The following is a 19,681-nucleotide window of genomic DNA, read 5'->3' as shown; positions in this document are numbered from 1 at the left end:
GGTCGGGCGGTCGCGCGGCATCAGGAGCGGTGAATCTCGACTCCGAGCCTGGGCTGCGCGAGGCGGCTCCCGGCGCGTCGCAGCTCCGCGGACCTGCCCTCGGCAGCGGGACACGGGGCGGGCGAGCGATGGCCGAACTCACGACCGGTGGCGGCATCAATATCCCACGTACGAACCTCCGCCGCGCATCTGCACGATTCCCGGCACATTACTGACCGATCCATAACGATCGATGGCATAGCGAACGCCCGCGACGATGTTGTCCACCGGATTCCAGATATCACGGTGCCCGGGAAGCGAATACGCGTTGAACGTCGGATCGATGGTCTGCATCAGGCCTTTCGACGGGATTCCCGCCGCCGCGTTGCTGTCCCAGAGATTGATGGCGTTCGGGTTGCCACCGGACTCGTGCTGGATGATCGCCGCGATATCGGCCGTATCGATCTGGCGCGTGTCGTACCCGTGCTGACGCAGTACCTGCAACGCCTCGTTGATCCATTGGCCCTGTTGCCCGGACGGCCGCGTGCGTGGCGGACCGCCGCTGCGCAGGCCGGAGTGCGAGGTGCGGCGGGATCGGCGCGGCGGCGACGGTCGCGACTCACGCAAGTAGCTGTCGGCCAGCGCGGCCACCCGATCGGCGGTGAGCACTGCCGCGGTCTGCCCTTGACCGAGCACGGAACCCGCGCGCTGCAAGGCGTTCTCCATGGTCGAGATCACCAGCTGCCTGCTCGCGTTCGCGTCCTGGATGGTTCCGAGCGCGGTCAGAGCGGTGTTCACCTCGGCGATGATCGCGCCGATCGCGGCGCGACCCTGCGTGGTGCTGTCGACCGCGCCGCCGAGGATGCGTTCCAGCTCGGCGTTCATCGATTGCGTCGCGTCGCCGTGGCGTGCTCGATTCTGATCGCTCATGGCGTACTGCGAGCCGAGCGCGCCGTCCCACGCGACGGGTCCGCTCGGCCGCCCGGCGCCCAGATCCGGCGGCGCGTACGGCTGCCCCGTGGCGGCGGTCGGCGTGTGGTCACCGTACTGGGCCGCGATGGCCGCCAACGCGCCCATCGCCGCGGCCGCCATCGGTGTGGACGAACCGGCCATGCCGAGCGCATCCGACCGTGGCGCGGCTGTCGAAACCGATGGCGCGGACGCTGTTTCGGATACCGTGGGCGCATTCTGGGCTCGCCCCTGCGCCGCCGCGCCTGCCTGCGGCGCCGCGGTCGGCGCACCTGCCGGTGGCCGCGGAATCGGTGTGGGAGCGGTGCGCGTCGCGGACTTGCCGGAACGGCGCGGAGCGGACGTGGTGGCGCTCGCCCGCCCGTCGCGAACACCGCCGGGATCGTCGGGATCCGCGTCGGGCGGGGTGCGATTCACCGGTGCCATCAGTGCCCCCGAGACGCCCGCGGGCTACGCGCGGTGACCACAGAGGCAGCCATGATCCACCTTCCGCCAGACGCTTCGGTACCCGCACCGGACCCGCCTATCGCCCTGGTGCCGCCTTGCCCGCTGCCGGCTCATCCGACTCGGACGGACTCTTCCCCGAGGCTCGCCTCGAAGCGTATCCGCAGCTTGATCCAGGTGCAGTCCCGCCGTGTTCCCGCTTACGGGAACACCGGATGACTTGTGCCCCGCCGACCAGCCCGAGCATTCGGCCGTCCGAGATACCGGCCGTGCTCGCGGATCACGTGGAGCGCTTCCCCGCGATGTCGCCCAGATACTGATTGGTCAGCCGATTGATGGCGACGGCGATATCACTGGTGGTCTCCTGCCCACCCGAGACGATCGCATGCGCCCTCTGCAAGGCCGCGGCCAGGATCTGGTGCGCCTTCTGCCGCCCGGCCCTCGTATATGCCTGCGGCCCCAGCTCCGCCAGCGCCGTGTTCGCCTGGCGCGCCAGTCCGCTGATCTCCGTTTTGTCGATCTTGTTCGTCCCCGCCAAACCCCGCATATACGAGGTCAACTGGTCGTCCACATCGCTCAACGCCTCCGCCGCGTTCTGCTGGAACAACTGCTCGGCCCGTAGCGACCGCGCCCCCGCCCCACTACCCGACGAAATGGCCGAATGCTGCGGCAACTGTCCGGCCCGCGGATCCGTCGGATCCGCCTCCCCGTACACGCCCTCCAACTGTTTCAACACATCCAGCGCCTTCGCCGCCTCCGGCGACAACCCGCCGTCGCCGGAACCATCCGACGCCACCGGAGCCGAACCACCACCGCCACTGCCGAGCCCCGCCAACGCCGAGGCGATCATCGGCAGCATCGCCATCGCCATGGCCCCGGTCGTCGCCGCTACCGGCACCACATCCGCCACCAACTCCGGATCCACCGGCGGCGGCTCATGATCCACCGGCGGCACCCGCTGGATCTGCGGAGTCACGGCACCACCCGGCGCCGCTGTGCCATCACCGGGCGCAGCGCCCTGACCGGAGGTGCCCGGCGTTGTTCCGGGGTGCCCCGGCGCTGCCGCCTGGCCGGACGGACCCGGCTGAGACGGGCCGGAAACACCGGGCTCACCGGCGCTGTTCGGCTGAACCGGCGCCGATCGGCCCGGCTCCGGCGAGTCGGACCGCTCCGATCCGGGAGACGGACCGCCGGACTGCCCCGGCACCCCGCCCGGTCGCGGCCGTTGCTGATCCGGCGGGTGCGACCACGGTGTCACCGGCCCCGCCGGCGCGCCGGACTCCTCCCCCGTATCCGTCCTCGGTTCTACTTCTGTCGGCGGCATCGTCTACTCGTCACCTCTCGCTGCCGAGCACTCGCTTCACCCGCACGTCGGTCGTGCTCGGGATGACCAACTCCACGAAACCGCCGGTCGACGCATCGGTGGTGACCAGCCGGGAATCGCTGACCGCGACGCCGACCCGGGTCGGAGCGTTGCTTCGATAACTCCAGAAGACGAGGTCTCCCGCCGATACCGCGGAAGGATCGACCCGCTGACCGCACGCACCCTGTGCCGCGATGGTATTCGGCAGCTCGACGACCCCCGCGCCGTCGAGCTGACCGCACGCCCGCCGCTCCGAACCGCTCGATCGGCCCCCTGCCTGCGCCGCCGTGCCCGAGGTCGCTTCGCACCGTCCCGTCGATCGCGCGACCGAGGCCTGATAGATCACCGACCTGGTGAACTCCGCGGCGGTCTGGCCGTCCCCGGAGCCGTTCACGTCTCCGGTCGCCGAGACCCTCGCCAGCGCGAGTTGACGCGCGCACGCCGCACCGATTCCCGAGCTGCCCTCCAGCAACGGAGAATTCTGATACGGCGCGTCTTTCAGCGCTGACACGCAGGCGCGCTGCCAGTCCGACACATTGGTGTCGTCCGCTTCGATCTCTAGTTTCGCGTAGGGGTTGGTGGTCGGAGCGGTCGTCACACCGGCCACCGGAGCGCCCTGCGTCCTCGGCGCCGCGGGCAAGGCGGTAGCGGTCACCGTCACGGAGGGATCGGGACCAACCGCGCTGTCGCACTGGTAATGCAGGTCCGCGGCGACCGACGAGGTCGCACCGCCGATGACCAGCACCAGGACCATCAGGAGCAGGGACACGACACTCACGCCACCCAGCACCACCCATACCCAGAGCGGCATCAGGACGAACGTCAACAGACGACCGATCATCGACTACCTTTCTGTGCGTGTCACCAGGTCGCGCGAACGCGAATCCGATCAGGGGTGGGCGCGCTGGAACCTGATCGCGTCCAGCAACCGCTCCGGGATGGGCTCGTTGCGATCGCGGTTGCCCGCGGGCGTCGGGAGGCGGCGAGCGGCGCTCGGTTGCGGGAGCGACACCGCGCCCGTGATACTCCGGCCCGCTGCCCATTGGTCGGTTTGGGCGGCCTTGTCGACCTCGGAGCGAAGCGCACGGATCCGTTGGAAGTCGTTCGGATTCTCCGCCACCCAATTGGTGGCCGCCTGAACACGGAGCGCATGCTCGTTCGAGATCCAGCTTCGCATACGGTCGGCTTCGTTCGCCGTCATGAAAACTCGCTGGCCGCCGAGTTCGATGTGGTTACCCGCAGCCGGACCGCTCGCGATGGTCTGCAGATCTTTGATGAACTTCTCTTCCGGGTTCCGGATGTAGGAAAGGCCGAGGCGGTTCAGTGCGGACCTCTCGAAGGAGACGCCGCCCGGATAGTCACCTCGATACCGATCGACACTGGCCTCCAGCCCGTGCAGCCTCGCCATGTACATGTGCCGGTCGTTCGAGTTGAACGCATTCTCCAGATGCTTGTGCGCGGCAACCACGTTCGCCAGGTGCTTCGAGGCGAGCGGCTCCGCGTCGGCGTGCCGAATGATGTCCGTTCGCGCCTCGATAGCCCGTTGGGCGATGTGCTCGGGGACACCTGCCATCAGCAGGGCGTGATATCCACCGGACTGCGGGCCGCCGCTACCCAACAGGTGCGTGACATTCTCCATGGCGAACGCGGCGCCCCGCTCACTGCGCTGGCTGTTGCCGGAGCGGCGGATACCGCGCCGCGCCGCGTTCGCCGCCGCGACACGGTCGTACAGTCCAGCGTGCGCGGCCTCGCGCAGGTCCTTGGTCTTCAGTCCCTTCGCCTTGTTCTTCTTGTCGATGTAGTCGACCCGTGAGAAGGGATTCAGCGGGTTGAGGCGACCACCGGCGAGCCACGCGGTGAGCGGCGAGCTGTTGATGGTGCTGATCGCGCCGACCATCGCGAGCGGAGTCATCGAGCTGGCCACATTCGAATTGCCCATGCCCATGCCCATGCCCAGCGCGGAGCCGCCTCCGCCGCCGCCACCGCCCCCTGTCGATCCGCCGCTCTGGATCGCCGCCCCGATCCGGTTGGTCACCCAGTCGTTGGCCTCGTCGATATTCCTGCTCAGCCGCCGCACCTGGATGATGGCGACGATCTCTACGCCGGCCCCGATGACGAACACCACCATGACCTGGCCGTTCGCCGCTCGGAACAGGCTACCCAGCAAGAGTTCGTAGACACCGAGAGCGATGACGAAGAAGGCCATCTTGCCCGCGGCGATGAAGCCGTGGACCACGCAGCGAACGGTGAACGTCTGCGTCGGACCGTAGATGTATCCCCCCGCGGCGAACCCGAAGACCGACGCGAACCCGTAATAGATGAGATCGAGTACCGCCCACATGATCTTGATGGACAAGTACGCGGCGAAGGCGAGGAGAATGATCGCGCACAGCAACAGCAGCAGTCCGGCGCCGATCTGACCGACGCTCGGATTCTCCACCGCGGCATAGGCCGCGCTGTCGCCGCACGATTTCATGCCGTTCTTCACGCGGTCGTCGCTGCCGGCCGTCATGCCGGACGACCACGCCGCCCGGCAGGACGGACTGCTGTCCACCACGTGCCCGAAATTCCACACCTGCAGGGGAAGCCGTACGAAGTTGTCCGCCATGGTCGCCTGCAGCGTGCTGACCAATTGGTCCGGATTCGGATTGTTGTTCCCGTTCAATCCCGCCGCGACCGAGAGCCCCAGATCACGCCCTTGCACCAGGAAGCCGTCGGCCGACAGCGCCTCGGCCAACGGGTCGGCCAGGATCGGCACGCCCACGATCGCGACCACGATCATGGTGACGATCTGCATCACCGCCTTGGCGATCAAGAAGCGCACGAGGAAATAGGCCACGAAGAACGCGCCGATCGTCGCCGCCGTCCCCGCCAGCAGGGGCGTCGCGATGGTCCCCGTGAAGTTCTGGGCCATACCGCGCAACGGCGCGGTGATCAGATTCAACCACCCGAAACTCATCGCCTCGCCGGGTAGCCAGACCCCCGTGGTCGAACAGAGCAGCCAGACCGCGAACAGCGGCATGAGGATGATCCACAGCGCGAAATTGCCCAGGTTGAACACTCCGCCCTGATCGACCACCAAGCGATAGCTCGAGACATTCACCCCGAAGGAGTCTTTGACATTCATCCAGCTGGTCGCGCTGTTGGGCGCGGCTCCCTGAGTCGGGGTGCCGGTCTGCGCGATCGACACCGCGTGCACTAGGCCAGGGCAGACGAACAGCACGAAGAGCGCGAGGACGATCCACGCGACCCGACGGCGACGGCGCGACGCGGCGATCCAGGACCGGAAGCGCCGGAACATCATTTGCGGCCGCCAGCGTTCCGCGTCCCAGAACTGCGGTTCCCACGGCATGCCGAAGGACGCCTGACGTGCGCGCGTGCTCGACCCGAGCGGAGATCTCATCAGCGCACCGACCGCTCCGGCAGCGCCGAACGCATGCCATTGGCACTGGTCGGCGTACTGGTGATCGCCGCGGCGCGGTCCGGACGCGCAGGACCGAGCACCTTGCCTCGCCCGATGCGGTTCAGCGCGTCGCGCATGAACATCTCGCCGCGGCGCTCCTCGGGAATCTGACGGCCGGGCCCGACCGGCGGCGAGGTCTCCTCGCGCAGGATCTGCAACAGGAACGGCGCTTCCTCCAGATCGACGCCCAGCCACTCGAGGCTGTTGCGCGCCAGCGTCTCGTCGCGCTGGCGGAAGACGAACCGGTTCGGGATGAGATTGTGCGCCGCGCCTTGGAAGTCGGTGGCCGGGTCGTGCGAGGCGAGCCCGATCGCGGCCAGGTGCTTACGGCCGTCGCGGCTGAAGTCCGAGGTGACCGCCGAGCCGACCTGCGTCTGCGTGAAGTGGTGCGCCTCGTCGCCGACCAGCAGGCCGAACCTGCCGTTGTCGGAGAGGAACGCCTCCCGCGCCGCGACGCCGACCAGTTCGTACAGCGCCGTGCCGAGCCGCTTCGTCAGCGGCAACCGGTTGTACAGGTGGGGGGTGGTGAGTTCCTCCGCGCTCGGCAGTTGCAGGTTGTGGCTGCGCACAACGGTGGCGGCGGCGTCGAGGCGCAGCGGTCGCAGCTTGGGATCGAACAGCACCGGCACCCGCTCCACCACGGTGCCCAGCCGGGCCGCGAGATCGGCGTACTCCTCCCCTCGCTCCGGGTGCTCCCGCAGGCGGCGCACGACATGGAACAGGTCGAGCAGGCTCTTGATCTTGTGCTCGGCCATGCCTCGCGGTGACAGCAGATTGCTCGCCGCCGCGCCCGCGCCCGAGGTCGGTGACAGATCCAGCAGCGGAAGGATCGAATCCAGCGCGCGCTCGCCCGCGATCCGCGGGTTGAACAGCCGCAGTGGATCCAGGGAGACCGTCGGATTGGCCAGATCGATGATGACCGCGTCATCGATCGATCGCGCGAAGTGCTCCCATTCCCCGACCTGACTGCGGTCGATGGCGAGGAACTGACCGCCCATGTCGTGCACGAGCACCGCCATCAGCTTGAGGAAATACGACTTGCCCGAACCGAGTTCGCCCGTCACGGCGAACGAGGCGGACAGGTCGTGCAGCGCGGCCTCCATGATGCCGAAGTGGATCGGCTCGAAATGGCCCGACAGCAGGTTGACGCCGATCACCGGCCCGCTGTCGTCGCCGATCTGGCTGGTGGTGAACGGCACGAATCCGGCCCACATGTCCGAGGGGACGATATGGGCGAAATCGTCGAAGGCGCGTCGCGGCGGACTGCCGGGAACCAGCATCGACCACAGGTCGACCTGAGCGCCGACCGGCGCGGTCACGTCGACCTGGAACCGCTTGTAGCGCCGCTTGAGCGTGTTGACCGCGTCCATCGTGGCGTCCCGCGTGGGTCCGCCGATGGCGATCACGGTGGTGAAGGAGACCTCCGATTCACCGCCGTTGACTTCGAAGTGCTGGTTGTACTCGCTGAGCATCTGCGCCTTCGACGCCAGCGTGTTCTGCGCGAACGAGATCTCCTGATCCCGTTGATCCATCTGCTCGCCGAGCCTGCGCAAGCTGAGTTCGTTGTTCTTGAGCACCTCGTCGGCGGGCTTGGTGGAGATCCGCATGCCCCAGTCCACCGTGACGTCGCCGAGGCCCTCCAGCACGTTGAGGAACTCGCTGCCGCCGGGAAACGTCATGCCCGCGTACGGGAACGAGTGCGGCGTCAGCATGGCCTGATACGACGGGCGGTAATCGAAATCCGGCTGGACCACCTTGATCACGGGGACGAACGACGGCCGGATACGCCGGTTGCTGTCGGCCTGGGCCCCCTCGTCCAGCGCCGCGGAGCGGAACACCGCCGCCGTCGCGTCGTCCAGCGCGCCGGCCCGGGTGGGCGCCACCGGGTCCCCCGCCGCACCGCGCGAGAGATAGTGTTCCCACAGCCATTGGAACAGGGCCGCGGGCACCGGCACCGGATCGAAGTCGCCGCCGATCCTGGACAGGATCTCGTTCGCCTTCTCGTCGTACTCGTCCAGGTCGGCGCGGGAGATCGCGGTCGCGTCGATGGTGGCGGTGCTGCCGCGCCACAGGCGCGACAGCGCGGAAATGCTCGAGTTGCTGGCCCCGACCGGGATCGACAGCAGGAAGATCCGGGTTTGCGGCATGATCGCGTGCACGCGCTCGTAGGAGGCGACCACCTCGTCGGCGTAGTCCTCGCACTCGTCGAGGTCAACGCCCTCCACCATCTTGGTGAGCACGTCGATGGTGTTCAGCCGCGCCTGGATACCGAGCAGCAGCGACCCGTTCGGCAAGTTGTTGACCAGGGCGTGATGCGCCAGCTTCACGTCGTACTTGTCGCTGGCCTTACGCAATCCGTAGCCGAGGGGATTGATGAAGTACGTCGCGGTGACCAGACCGGAATGGGTGAACTGGAGATTGCCGCGAATCGCGGCGGTGGGCTGTAGATCTCGTCCGAGTGCCATCAGGGGCGTCCTCCGGGGGCCTGGCCGCTGCCGTTACCGTTGTCTTCGTCGTTGCCGTTCAGTCGCTGCCACAGGTCGGTGACCTTTCCGCCACCACTCATCACCTCGAGCAGCCGGACACCGGACTTCGGCGCGGCGGCCATCGCCTCATCGGAGCGGTCGGGCAGCAAGAGGACTACGCTCTCGTCGACGAAAACGGTGTTGCGCGAGGAGTCGCTGGTGACCGGCATGCCGGAGGCGGACACCGGCTTGCGGTAGACGATGAGCCTGCCCAGCCACAGGGCGCGTGAGGTCATCCGGACGCCCGTGTACGGCACTAGTCCGAGCACGAACACCGCCAAGATCGTCAGGGCCAGCCCCGTGATGAACGTGACGGCCGGGTTGACCGGCAGCGTCATGGCGAACACCGACGACACCGACATCATCACCACGCCGGCCGCGACCTGGGGCAGGGTGTAGGGGCCGAACGGGAGTTTCTGCCCGTTCTGGGCCTTGCCGATCATCGTCGGCACACGTTTGACCGGCGTGAAGACCTTGATGACTTGGGTCGTCATCGATAGCCACCGATGGGGTGATCGGGGACGATGAGGTTGGCATCCGTTCGGGCGTAGTTGATGGTCGTGGGCAGAATCCAGATCACCACCCCGGCCATCAAGCCCGATCCGAAGACGACGATGATCCGCGACGGCGACAGCCGGGATTTCGCCGCCTCGGAGATCACCACACCGATCGTGACGATGGCGATGATGATCATTCCGCCCCACCGGACAAAGATCAGAATGCCATAGAGGATGTTGCTCAGATTACCCATCGGGCTGCCTCTCGGATCAGTTCTGTGTCGCCGGCGGAATCGTCACCGTCGGCGAGGAAGTCGTGGTCGACGTAGGTGGCGCTCCGCCGCGCGCATCCCCGCCGACCACCACCGCAAGCGGACTCGACAATGCGGGGATCGGATCGATGGACACCACCTGCCACTGGCCCGCGTTGCGGATCATGGTGAGCGGGTAAGCCAATGTCGCGGTGGCGCCGGTGTCGGCTTTGGGGTTGACGGTGGCCAGTACTTGGGCCTTCGCGCCGCCGGAGCCACAGCTGGAATCGTCCGTGGTGAGCGAGGTCAGCTCGACGGCGGTGAACGGGGACGGCTTCAGCGCGGCCAGCCCGGAATCCGGGACGGTGTAGCGGGCGACGTCGCCGTTTCCGGTCAGCATGGCGCTGAGGAAACCCGAGGCGACCTGGCCGAGTGGCGTATCCGGTGCACAGGGCGCTCCGTAGGCCAGTTTGAGGTCAACGCCCTTGCCGGGGGGTTGGACCACAGCGGGCGTGGACAGCGCACGCAGCCGCCCATCGGTCAGCGACACCGCGACCCGGTAGAACTGCCGCTGGTCGGATGCGGCGGCTCCGGGTTTGCCGACGCGGACCGACACCGTCACCGACCACACTTCCAGCCCGCCCGCCGCGACCGCGCGCGAAACGTAGACGACCGCGGGGTCGGAGACCTGACGTGCGGACGAAGGCAAAGTGATCTGCTGATTGGAACCGACGAATTCGCCGATTCGATCCTGCTGTCCCCCAACGGCGGTGAGATAGGCGACGACGAACTGCTCGGCGAAAGAACCGGCCAATTGCGCATGCCCGACGATTGCCGTCGTCGAATCGTCCGACGGCGCGGGCGGGCCCGAATCGAAGACGCTGAGGATCGCGTGGCCACCGCCGAGCACGGCGAGCACGGCGAGCACCGCGACCACGATGTTGTCGCGACGGCGGCGGGCGGCCATCCGGCGAAGCAGCGCCTCACCCGAATCTGCCGGTCCCCGAACCACTGTCCTCACTCCCGAAATGGTAGAGAGCACAGGCCTTCTTAACCGGCCGGTAGTTCCCATCCGTGGGAACTAATCATCAGCAGGCCGGGCTGCTTTTCATTCTCCCCGCGAGCCAATGCCGCAATTGTTCGTCATAGCCGATCGGCGCGCTGCGCTGCCGTGGCTCGAGGACCTGACGATGGGTTTCCAGCAACGGAACGTCGTCGGCCACGCGCACCAGCTGCGCGATCGCCAGCTGTCTGCTGGAGTACCCGGGATAGGGATACAGCAGCAGCGAGGTCGGCGTGTAACCGCCGCCGTAGTTGAGCACCCGCAACGTCACACCGGCGCTGTCGCCCGACCGCAGCCGGTCGCCGAGTTCCACCAGCCGCGGACGGTCCTCGGGATGGAAGACGTCGACGGGCCGGAAGAGATAGTCCCACCGGACCCACGGCGCGGGATCGGTGAGCCAGTGCGAGATGCTGGTGTGCTCGAGCTGGACAACGGCCAGATGCGTGCCCGCGCGGCGATGCGCCTCGCGCAATCCGATTCGCTCCAAGGTCGGCCACGCCGCCGGAGCGTTCTCCGACGTCACGTCCTCGATCAGCCACCAGGCGCCACGGGTGCGCTCGTCGTCCCGGGCGCGAATGGTGATCCGCCACTGGGCCGGACGCCCGAATCCGTGCACCACGGTGGTGTCGAATTGCATGCGCTCACCGGGTTTGGGGTCGTACAGCAGATCGAGAACCTCCGCGTGCCGATCGAAACTCGACACCCGGTGGAACAGTTCCGCGATCGACATCCGCGGAACGTACTGTTCGGCGGTGCTGCCGGACAGCCGCGTGATGCCGCTCGGTTGCTGAATGGTTTGACTGCTCAGGTCCCAGATGGCGCCCACCGCCGGGCGCAACGCGGGCACCCGTTCGGACGCCGGGCCCAGCCACAGCCGCACCGCGTGCACGTCGCCGGCCGGGCCGAAGATGGGGCGGATGAGCAGTTGATGCCTTCCCGCGCGCGTCTGGATGGCCAGGTCGACGTCCTGCGCTTGATCGTGCGCGGTATGGATCGCCTCCGTCAGCGCCGCGGTGGTGAGTTTGTCGTACAACGCGGGCGTCTTGGACAGCGTTCGCTGCAGTACTCGCTGCCAGCTCGCGAACTCACGCGGTGCATCCCCCACCGAGGCGACGGACATACCGTCCGGCGCCAACGTCTCGATAGTCACCCATGGAATCACTGCGCCACTTCGCTTCGCACTTGCCCGACCAGCCGTTCCTCCGGATCCGCCTCAACCCGGATGAGACCTCTTGCGACTCAGGCAATGTACCGTTATTTAGCGGCTCAATCAACCCGTGACATGGCGGCCGGTTCTCCTGCAGTCTGCGTCATGTTCACCGGACACGCGCGCGGGTGTTCATTTTGTTCACGTGGAGTTACGACAGACCCGCTCCTCGACCGGCGCGCGGCCCAACGGCACATCCATCGCAAACCGGTGCGCGAGAACAACGGGCGCCGCACCCGGGAGCCGATGGCACTCTCTTGGCTAATGCCACGCGCGGCGGCGCGCGGTCCCCCTCGCCATGAGCCTTCCCCGCGGTCGATCAGGCGGCGGCCGCGCCGGCGAGGGCGAGCACGCCCGCGCCCATGATCGTCGCGGCGTCGCCGAGCCGCGAAGGAACCACCCGCAATCCGGGCAGGAAGCTGAGCCTGGCGTGCGTGGCGACCGCTTCGCCGAGCGGCTTCCACAGCGCGGGCCCCGCCTCGGCGAGCGAGCCGCCGAGCACGACGAGATCGAGGTCGAGCAGCGCAGCCACCGAGGCGATCGCCCGGCCGAGCGCCGTGCCCGCCCGGCCGAGCGCCGCGGCCGGGATGTCCTCGCCGACGCGGGCGGCCTCGAGCAGCTCCGGGATCGATGTGCCCGCCCAGCCCTGCTCCTGCGCCCAGCGCACCACCGCCAGGCCACCGGCGACGGCTTCCAAGCAGCCGCGGCCGCCGCAGGCGCACCGGTCGTCGAAGCCCGGCACCAGGACATGGCCTACGTGCCCGGCGTTGCCGGTCCGTCCCACCAGGGCGAAGCCGCCCACCGTGACCCCGCCGGCGATGCGATCGGAGACATCGATCGCCAAGCTGTCCATCACGGCGCCCGTCGCGCCGAAAGTTCGCTCCGCCATCGCCAGGCAGACGCCGTCCAGCGCGAGCCGAACGGTCGCTTTCGGGAACAGTTTCCGCGCGGCTTCCACGATGCCGAAGCCGGTTCGCCACTGCGGAACATCCGGCGGCGCGATCACACCGGCCGCCATGTCGATCGGGCCGGCCGAAGCGATGCCGAGGTCGGTGACCTCGCCACCGCCGGCGACCTCGAGCAGCAGTTGGCTGCATTCATCCCAGGCGTCGGCCTCCGGGATCGGAATCCTCCGGATGTCCTCGGTATCGACGTCGTCGGCGATACGGCTGGCCGCGAAGCCCGACGAACCGATTGCCAATGCCAGGACTGTCATGAGTTACGCACCACCGGAGGACTCGACGCGAAAGACCGCACGCAGCATAGTCACAGACCGTCGGTTCCGGTCGGCTTGAGGGGTTGCCCGAGCACGATGTGCCTGCGGGGAGCGGGAAGAGTGGATACGGTGCGCAGCGGACGCGGTCCGTTGCGGATGATGCGCATCGGGCGCTTGTGGTCGATCGGCGCGGCGCGGTGGCGGTCCAGGTTCTCGATGACGCTGCCGGAGTTGTCATAGGCGACGCCCGCCCAGATCATCGCGCGCGGACCGTCACCGCGGGTGGTCAGCGCCTGCGCCAATTGGCGGCACTGCGCGAGCAAGGGGCAACTCTGGCAGGTGCGCACTGCCGCTCGCCAGGCATCCGGATTCCCGGTGTCCATGTCCCAGTTGTCCGGGACGTCGGCGCACGGGGGCCGCTGGTTCGACTTTGCCGGAATCGACGAGATCTTTGCCGGTGCAATGGATCCCGTGTCCATCGGAAGGGTTCGCGTAATGCTCATAGCCATCTCCGGGGATGCCGAGCACACACCTCTGGCAGGTGCGTGGCCCATGGATCGGACGTCATCAGGGCTGCTCAACAGTCCCCGGAACCCAGCCGCGATAAGCTGGTCTACGCACGGTAGCCCACTGTTGCCCAGACCACAACCCTTTGTGCCGCTATGTAACGGCTCGTTGACCTTGAAGCAACACCCAGCTACCGTCTTTAACGGCACGTTATGAAACGGACCGTTTTCCACGGGGGCTCTACTATGGTTTCCTTTTAAACATGGCTGCGGACTCTGAATTCACGATCGACGAACTGGCGCGGGCAGCCGACACCACCGTGCGCAGCGTCCGCGTGTACCACGAGCGAGGTCTCCTGCCCTCGCCGGAGGTGCGCGGGCGGATCGGGTATTACGGGTCGGACCACCTCAACCGGCTGCAGACGATCAGCCGCTTGCTGGGGCGGGGCATGAAGCTGAACGGGATCAGGGAACTGCTCGAAGCCTGGGACCGCGGTGACGGACTCGCCGATGTGCTCGGCGTGAAGAACCAGAACGCGGCTGAACCGGAATCGGAAGCCACCACCGAGCCACAGGACAGCTACGCCGAGTTGCCCGACTACGCGAAGCAGGCGCTGGCCTCCAGCGAAGACCCGCTCGAGGCGTATCGGGTCACGAATCCGCGGTGCTGCGATCTGGCGACCAGGCTGCACGACACCGGGCTGCCGATGCAGGACACGTTCCAGCTGGTCGAACGCCTGCGCGCCGATTGCGATCGCATCGCCGACCGGTTCGCCACCGAGCTGTTCTTCCGCTTGGCCGGGCAGACCTACGAAGAGTCCGCACGCACCCCGCGCGACCGCACCAAACTGGAGACCGACCTGGCGATCGCCCGCTTGATCGTCACCCGCGCCACGTCGGAACTGATCGATCAGGCATTCGCCCGGCACTCGGAGCTGCCGCCGGTGGCGACCACCCCGCAAGCGCAAGCCGAACAGTGACAGCGCGCGCCGCGAACCGACCGTTCTCCAATTTCCTTCCGGCACCGTCCAATACTTAAGTAGACGAAATCCTTCGGGCCTTTCGAGTGCTGCGCCGGGGACGGCGGACGGAATGGCTCGTAGCCCGTCCAACGCGGGGCTCGGCGAATCGCCGAACTCGGCTACGCAGGACCGGTGCCGAAGGGTTGCCGCAGGGTGCCCGGCGGCCGACCCGAAGACGGAAGCGGTGATCCGGGCGTTCGTAGCGGCTGCGCGTTGTCCACCCGTTCCCGCCCGCGTGAATTCCTCTGCGATACGTAGGTATACCGATCCGCGGAAGGCCGGCGCCGCGATGGCCATGCTCATCTCAAAGCGGACCGCGCCCGCGACCCCACCGCCGACTACCGATCAGCCCTGTGCGAACCTCGCCCCCGAACGATGGTCGGGGTGACAGGATTTGAACCTGCGACCCTCCGCTCCCAAAGCGGATGCGCTACCAAGCTGCGCTACACCCCGTGGCCCTCGCCTGCGACCGGAACCGCAGGCGAGGATGAATACTCCGTGGAGCGGGTGACGGGAATCGAACCCGCACCATCAGCTTGGAAGGCTGAGGTTCTACCATTGAACTACACCCGCAGGCATACGACACCGATGGGATCGCCACGATGTCGTGTGCGATCCGACTGTACCGAACCCGGCTTGCGAAACGCCAATCAGCCCCCCGCGCAGCGCGATGTCGCAGGTTGCCCGGCGGAGCGCTCGAGGGTTGCCGCACCAGTGTCGCACGCCAGGCCCGTCGGCACTCGATACCGCGCCGATCGGAAATTTTAAAGGTGATTTTTCATTGAAACTCTGGCGTGTCGGATTCCGGTGGGCGAAACTCGGATGACACACATGTCACGCCAGGAACTTCGCTCGAGGGAATTCCGATGAGGACCGCAGGACTCGCCGCCACAGCCGACGCGCTCGGCGTATGGGGCGGCCACGGCCGCCCCACCGGGCATAGCGGGCGGTGCGCGCCGAGAAGTGCGTCCGGCGAACACTTGGCCGATCGCACGGCAACCCGGCTCCCGGCAGGGCGGCGACGGGAAGGCGCCCTCATCCCGTTCCCGGAGGTATCCGGCCTCGTGCCTCGCGACGGCGGACACACCCCGAGCCGCCCCGGCCGGACGACCACGTGCGGGCGACCCGCAACACGCCAGGAACAACCATCCGCAACTCGACAGGGAAGACGAGGACGTCGCGTGCGAGAACCGATTCTCGTGAGGCAGGCGGCGCGGGGCCGGTCCGGACCGTCACCGCGGCTCACGCCCCACTCTCCGCACACCTCGCACCGCGTGTCGCCAGCGCGTCGCGGCGCGATTTTGCGGCGAACCCGAATCGGGTGTAACACCAACGCGACGGGAACGATCACATACCCGATCGCCATTCGCCTGGCGTCGAGAACACGTTGCAAATCGCCGCTTTTCGATGCCGAGTGGCTTGCTAGGATCCTTTTTGCCGGACGGGGGTATCTGGAAAGGGGGCGGTGACCGTGCGCCGAACCAGGTGGACACAACCGCGTAGCAGTGGGAACGATCAGGGTGACGCCGGCGCCTGTGTGACTACAGGGCACCCGGGTACCGACGTCGCCCACACCGGGTGAGTCCGATGTCGACCGACATCGAGCCCCCGGTAGCCGCCATGGCCCGAGCATGGGCCCGTGCGGTCTGCGCCGAGCCCGGTTCGGGCGCGGCGCCCCAGCAGTTGGAACCGGTGCTGATCGAAATCGTCGAGCGCCTGCTCACGCTCGCCAGGTCCGAGCCGTTCCCGGTCCCGGAAGCACGGATGCTCGGCGCGCGACTGGCCGAGGCGCCGTTCGACCGCATCCGGATGCTGGCGCAGGCCACGCGCTGGCTGCTCGGTTTCCCCTCCGGCGCTCCCGGTTCCCTGGTGGCCACGCGCTGGCCCTTCATCGCCAGCCAGGCCATCGATAGTTACGCCCAGGCGCTGCAGGAGCGCGCGCTCGCGCAGCAGGAGCAGAACCTGTCGGCCAAGGTGTCGTTGCGTGTGCAGGAGATCGCCGCGCTGCAGCACCGGTTGCGCCACGAGGCCACCCACGACGCGCTCACCGATCTGGCCAACCGGACGCTGCTGCAGGACAAGGTGCGCCTGATGGCCACCGACCCGACGCGCGGCGTCGGGCTGCTGCTGATCGACCTGGACCGGTTCAAGCAGATCAACGACGGCTACGGGCACGCGATCGGTGACGAGGTGCTGGTCGAACTGGCGGGCAGGCTGCGCGAAGCGTGTCCGCCGGACACGGTGATCTGCCGGTACGGCGGCGACGAATTCGTGCTCGCGACCAACCCGCACCACAACAACCTCGGTGACCTCGCGCACCGGATCGTGGCCGCGCTGCGCGACCCGGTCTGGTCCTCGGCAGGCCCCGTTCCGGTGTCGGCGAGCGTCGGCACCGCCTACAACCCGCCGGGCAGCCCGCTCGATTTCACCGATCTGCTCCGCCGCGCCGATCGCGCGATGTACTCCGCGAAGACGGCGGGTGGCCGCCGCTTCGCGCTGGCGGACCAGCCGGACATCGATACCGCCGTCGCAGGCTGACCCGGGCTGCCACGCGGCCGGCCGGGGTCAGCCGGGTTGACAGGTGGGGCACCAGAAGAGATTCCGCGCCTGCATCACCTGATGGGCGATCGGCGTGCCGCACAGACGGCACGGGGCGCCCTGGCGGCGATAGACGTAGGTGCGCGGACGATCCGGGGCGTAGGAGGGCTCGCCGTGATCGTGTTCTGGCCGCACCACGACCATCTTTCCGACGCGCACCCCCACCCGCATGAGCGCGACCAGATCCGACCACATGTCGGCCCATTCGCCCGCGGACAGTTCCGTGCCGGGACGGTGGGGCGAGATCCGGTGGCGGAACAACAATTCCGCTCGATAGACGTTGCCGACCCCGGCGACCACCTGCTGATCCATCAGCAGCGCGCCGATCGGCCTACGGGAACGATGGATGCGCCGCCACGCCCGGTCCGGATCGGCGCCGCGCCGCAGCGGATCGGGCCCGAGCCGGTCGGTGAGCGCCGTCACCTCGGGCGGAAGCAGGATCTCGCAGGCGGTAGGTCCGCGCAGATCGGTGCCGAAGCCGGGCTGCCCGTCCCGCTGCCCGAACAGGCGCATCCTGACCTGCCCGACCGGCTGCCCCATCGGCAGCGCGGATTCGGTGAACGTGCCGTACAGGCCGAGATGCACGTGCACCACCAAGCCGGAGTCATAGTGGTGCAGCAGGTGCTTGCCCCACGCCTCGGCTCTGGTCAGCACCTGCCCGTCCACCCGGGCAGCGCCCGCGGCGAATTTGCCCTGCGGGCTCGATACGCGCACCACACCGCCCGCGAGGCGACGCTGATGCAGCCGCGCGAGGCGGTGCAGCGTATGTCCTTCCGGCACAGCCGGTTACGATCCCGGTGCGCTCAGTACGCGGGTACCGCCGGGGCGACGCCGGTCTTCTCGTACTCGGCCAGGATATCGATGCGCCGCTGGTGGCGCTCCTCGCCCGACCACGGGGTGGCGACGAACGCGTCCACGATGGCCAGCGCCTCCTCGGTCGAGTGCATGCGGCCGCCGATGCCGATCAGCTGCGCGTTGTTGTGCTCGCGGGCCAGCTTCGCGGTCTCCACGCTCCAGGCCAGCGCGCAGCGGGCGCCGGGCACCTTGTTCGCGGCGATCTGCTCGCCGTTGCCGCTGCCGCCGAACACCAGGCCGAGGCTGCCCGGGTCGGCGACGGTCCGGCGGGCCGCCTCGATGCAGAAGGCGGGGTAGTCGTCCAGCGCGTCGTACTCGAGCGCGCCGCAGTCGACGACCTCGTGGCCCGCCTGCTCCAGATGGGCCTTGACGTGATTCTTCAGTTCGAAACCGGCATGGTCGGCACCCAGGTAAACGCGCATGCCAGGCATTGTGTCAGGTGACCGCGTCGCGGCGGCGAGAGGGTTTGCCCCGCCATTAACACCGCGGCGGGCCTGCGCGAATCGACTGATGCGCCAGTTGTGTTCACGGCCACAGCGCCCGCGTACACCGCCGACGCGCCGACCCACTTCCCGGCAACTGAATAGAGTTCATCCCATGCAGCCGTTCGAACCCCAGCCGTCCGACCAGGCGGGCCGACAGGCCGACCCGTACGCCCCGCAGGGCGGGTGGGTCCCGGCTCAGAGCACGCCTGCCGCGTCCTACGGCCAGCAGTACACCTCGGGCTCGTATCCGTCCGCGCCCCCGGCTGCGTACCCGGCGCCCTACGGGTCCTACCCCGGCGCCCCGGTGCCGCCCGTGGCGCCGCCGCAGCGGCAGCCGCGCGGCCTGTCACCGTTCGGCATGCCCGCCCGGCACAGTTGGGAGATCCCCATGCTCGTCGTCGTGGTGGTGCTCACCGTGCTCGCGTATCTGATCGCGCTGCTGCTGCTCGCCACCGGTAACTTCGACCAGTACGTCCTCGCGTTCGCGGCCGCCCCGCTGCTGCTGTGGTTCGGTCGCGGTATCAACTACGCGGGCCAGCGGGTGAACGGCGTGAAGATGTCGCCCACGCAGTTCCCCGAGGGCTATCAGATGGTGGTGGACGCCGCCGCCCGCTTCGGCATGGCGAAGGTGCCGGACGCGTACGTGGTGCTCGGCAACGGCCAGATCAACGCGTTCGCCAGCGGACACGGGTTCCGGCGCTACGTGGTGGTCTACAGCGACCTGTTCGAGATCGGCGGCGCCGCACGGGAACCCGACGCGCTGGCGTTCATCATCGGCCACGAGGTGGGTCACATCGCGGCCGGGCACACGTCGTACTGGCGGCAGCTGGGCATGTTCCTCGTGCCGTTCCTGCCGATCATCGGCAACAGCTTGATCCGCGCGCAGGAGTACACCGCCGACAACCACGGCTTCTGCAATCGCCACACCGGCGCGTCCGCCGCCATGGGCACGCTCGCCGCGGGCAAGTACATGAACCGGCTGGTCGGCTTCGACGAGATGGCCGATCGGGCGGCCGTCGAGAAGGGGTTCTTCGTCTGGATGGTGAACGCTCTGTCCAGCCACCCGGTGCTCACCTGGCGGATGTGGGCGCTGCGCGATCGCAGCAGGCACGGGAAACTGTTCCTGCGCCCCGCGCCGCCCGCGGGCGCCGCTGTGCCCACGGGCGGCTACGCGAGTTCCTACGGCCAGGCGCCGGCAGGCCCGCCGAAGTCCGTGCTGTGACCGGGCCGGGTGCCGC

Annotated in this window: 16 protein-coding genes and 2 tRNA genes; 3 read left to right on the top strand and 15 right to left on the bottom strand. The window is 68.1% G+C overall.

Going from position 1 to position 19,681, the window contains the following annotated elements; translation table 11 throughout:
• Positions 1 to 156: 156 nt before the first annotated feature.
• The 11 genes from U3653_RS05325 to U3653_RS05275 form a co-directional block, all read right to left on the bottom strand.
• A complete protein-coding gene (locus tag U3653_RS05325) occupies positions 157 to 1,092 on the bottom strand; it encodes a transglycosylase SLT domain-containing protein (protein ID WP_195077493.1) in 936 nt (311 codons plus the stop codon).
• A gap of 580 nt (positions 1,093 to 1,672) precedes the next feature.
• The gene (locus U3653_RS05320) at positions 1,673 to 2,368 is read right to left on the bottom strand and encodes a DUF4226 domain-containing protein (RefSeq protein WP_195077492.1); all 696 of its coding nucleotides are present in this window, start codon (positions 2,366 to 2,368) and stop codon (positions 1,673 to 1,675) included.
• A 358-nt stretch (positions 2,369 to 2,726) separates the two neighbouring features.
• Complete coding sequence (locus U3653_RS05315; RefSeq protein ID WP_195077491.1) at positions 2,727 to 3,596, bottom strand: NlpC/P60 family protein; 870 nt, start codon at positions 3,594 to 3,596, stop codon at positions 2,727 to 2,729.
• Positions 3,597 to 3,644: 48 nt separating this feature from the next.
• Positions 3,645 to 6,158, bottom strand: a complete 2,514-nt coding sequence (locus U3653_RS05310; protein WP_195077490.1) for a hypothetical protein — start codon at positions 6,156 to 6,158, stop codon at positions 3,645 to 3,647.
• Positions 6,158 to 8,683 carry an ATP-binding protein gene (locus U3653_RS05305; protein WP_195077489.1) on the bottom strand — a complete coding sequence of 842 codons (2,526 nt, stop codon included), beginning with the start codon at positions 8,681 to 8,683 and terminating at the stop codon, positions 6,158 to 6,160. The genes U3653_RS05310 and U3653_RS05305 overlap by 1 nt, the downstream gene beginning before the upstream one ends.
• Entirely contained in the window at positions 8,683 to 9,237 is a 555-nt protein-coding gene (locus U3653_RS05300; protein ID WP_195077488.1) for a hypothetical protein, read from the bottom strand. The genes U3653_RS05305 and U3653_RS05300 overlap by 1 nt, the downstream gene beginning before the upstream one ends.
• Entirely contained in the window at positions 9,234 to 9,494 is a 261-nt protein-coding gene (locus U3653_RS05295; protein WP_067802523.1) for a hypothetical protein, read from the bottom strand. Before U3653_RS05295 ends, U3653_RS05300 begins: the two co-directional genes overlap by 4 nt.
• Before the next feature lie 16 nt (positions 9,495 to 9,510).
• A complete protein-coding gene (locus tag U3653_RS05290) occupies positions 9,511 to 10,512 on the bottom strand; it encodes a conjugal transfer protein (protein ID WP_323123926.1) in 1,002 nt (333 codons plus the stop codon).
• Positions 10,513 to 10,579: 67 nt separating this feature from the next.
• Positions 10,580 to 11,704 carry a GAF domain-containing protein gene (locus U3653_RS05285; protein WP_195077487.1) on the bottom strand — a complete coding sequence of 375 codons (1,125 nt, stop codon included), beginning with the start codon at positions 11,702 to 11,704 and terminating at the stop codon, positions 10,580 to 10,582.
• A 376-nt stretch (positions 11,705 to 12,080) separates the two neighbouring features.
• Positions 12,081 to 12,962, bottom strand: coding sequence for an ROK family protein (locus tag U3653_RS05280; RefSeq protein ID WP_323123927.1), 882 nt, complete (start codon positions 12,960 to 12,962; stop codon positions 12,081 to 12,083).
• Between the two features lie 65 nt (positions 12,963 to 13,027).
• Positions 13,028 to 13,360, bottom strand: a complete 333-nt coding sequence (locus tag U3653_RS05275; RefSeq protein WP_067802535.1) for a hypothetical protein — start codon at positions 13,358 to 13,360, stop codon at positions 13,028 to 13,030.
• 386 nt (positions 13,361 to 13,746) lie between these two features.
• On the opposite strand from U3653_RS05275, the gene U3653_RS05270 reads away from it, so the two are divergent.
• Positions 13,747 to 14,463, top strand: a complete 717-nt coding sequence (locus tag U3653_RS05270; protein ID WP_195077485.1) for a MerR family transcriptional regulator — start codon at positions 13,747 to 13,749, stop codon at positions 14,461 to 14,463.
• A gap of 418 nt (positions 14,464 to 14,881) precedes the next feature.
• Here U3653_RS05270 and U3653_RS05265 read toward each other — a convergent pair.
• Together U3653_RS05265 and U3653_RS05260 are read right to left on the bottom strand one after the other, a co-directional pair.
• Positions 14,882 to 14,958 (bottom strand) — tRNA-Pro (locus tag U3653_RS05265).
• Between the two features lie 46 nt (positions 14,959 to 15,004).
• Positions 15,005 to 15,078 (bottom strand) — tRNA-Gly (locus tag U3653_RS05260).
• A gap of 1,014 nt (positions 15,079 to 16,092) precedes the next feature.
• Between U3653_RS05260 and U3653_RS05255 the strand changes: the two genes are divergently transcribed.
• Positions 16,093 to 17,043 (top strand): diguanylate cyclase domain-containing protein, encoded by a 951-nt coding sequence (locus U3653_RS05255; RefSeq protein WP_195077484.1) that lies wholly within the window; start codon positions 16,093 to 16,095, stop codon positions 17,041 to 17,043.
• 27 nt (positions 17,044 to 17,070) lie between these two features.
• On the opposite strand, the gene U3653_RS05250 is transcribed toward U3653_RS05255, so the two are convergent.
• Both U3653_RS05250 and U3653_RS05245 read right to left on the bottom strand, forming a co-directional pair.
• Positions 17,071 to 17,883, bottom strand: a complete 813-nt coding sequence (locus U3653_RS05250; protein WP_195077483.1) for an Fpg/Nei family DNA glycosylase — start codon at positions 17,881 to 17,883, stop codon at positions 17,071 to 17,073.
• Positions 17,884 to 17,906: 23 nt separating this feature from the next.
• Positions 17,907 to 18,380 carry a ribose-5-phosphate isomerase gene (locus U3653_RS05245; protein ID WP_195077482.1) on the bottom strand — a complete coding sequence of 158 codons (474 nt, stop codon included), beginning with the start codon at positions 18,378 to 18,380 and terminating at the stop codon, positions 17,907 to 17,909.
• A 175-nt stretch (positions 18,381 to 18,555) separates the two neighbouring features.
• Between U3653_RS05245 and U3653_RS05240 the strand changes: the two genes are divergently transcribed.
• Positions 18,556 to 19,665, top strand: coding sequence for a M48 family metallopeptidase (locus U3653_RS05240; protein ID WP_323123928.1), 1,110 nt, complete (start codon positions 18,556 to 18,558; stop codon positions 19,663 to 19,665).
• The last annotated feature ends 16 nt before the right edge of the window (positions 19,666 to 19,681 follow it).

The organism is Nocardia implantans, from assembly GCF_035544775.1.
Taxonomy (GTDB): Bacteria; Actinomycetota; Actinomycetes; order Mycobacteriales; family Mycobacteriaceae; genus Nocardia; species Nocardia implantans.
This window is presented reverse-complemented; position numbering and strand designations above follow the sequence as displayed.

Bases quoted from the DNA above. Each gene is read 5' to 3' on its own strand.
- U3653_RS05325 (WP_195077493.1), bottom strand. From the start codon at position 1,092: ATGGCCGGTTCGTCCACACCGATGGCGGCCGCGGCGATGGGCGCGTTG.
- U3653_RS05315 (WP_195077491.1), bottom strand. From the start codon at position 3,596: ATGATCGGTCGTCTGTTGACGTTCGTCCTGATGCCGCTCTGGGTATGG.
- U3653_RS05310 (WP_195077490.1), bottom strand. From the start codon at position 6,158: ATGAGATCTCCGCTCGGGTCGAGCACGCGCGCACGTCAGGCGTCCTTC.
- U3653_RS05305 (WP_195077489.1), bottom strand. From the start codon at position 8,683: ATGGCACTCGGACGAGATCTACAGCCCACCGCCGCGATTCGCGGCAAT.
- U3653_RS05300 (WP_195077488.1), bottom strand. From the start codon at position 9,237: ATGACGACCCAAGTCATCAAGGTCTTCACGCCGGTCAAACGTGTGCCG.
- U3653_RS05295 (WP_067802523.1), bottom strand. From the start codon at position 9,494: ATGGGTAATCTGAGCAACATCCTCTATGGCATTCTGATCTTTGTCCGG.
- U3653_RS05275 (WP_067802535.1), bottom strand. From the start codon at position 13,360: ATGGACACCGGGAATCCGGATGCCTGGCGAGCGGCAGTGCGCACCTGC.
- U3653_RS05270 (WP_195077485.1), top strand. From the start codon at position 13,747: ATGGCTGCGGACTCTGAATTCACGATCGACGAACTGGCGCGGGCAGCC.
- U3653_RS05255 (WP_195077484.1), top strand. From the start codon at position 16,093: ATGTCGACCGACATCGAGCCCCCGGTAGCCGCCATGGCCCGAGCATGG.
- U3653_RS05245 (WP_195077482.1), bottom strand. From the start codon at position 18,380: ATGCGCGTTTACCTGGGTGCCGACCATGCCGGTTTCGAACTGAAGAAT.
- U3653_RS05240 (WP_323123928.1), top strand. From the start codon at position 18,556: ATGCAGCCGTTCGAACCCCAGCCGTCCGACCAGGCGGGCCGACAGGCC.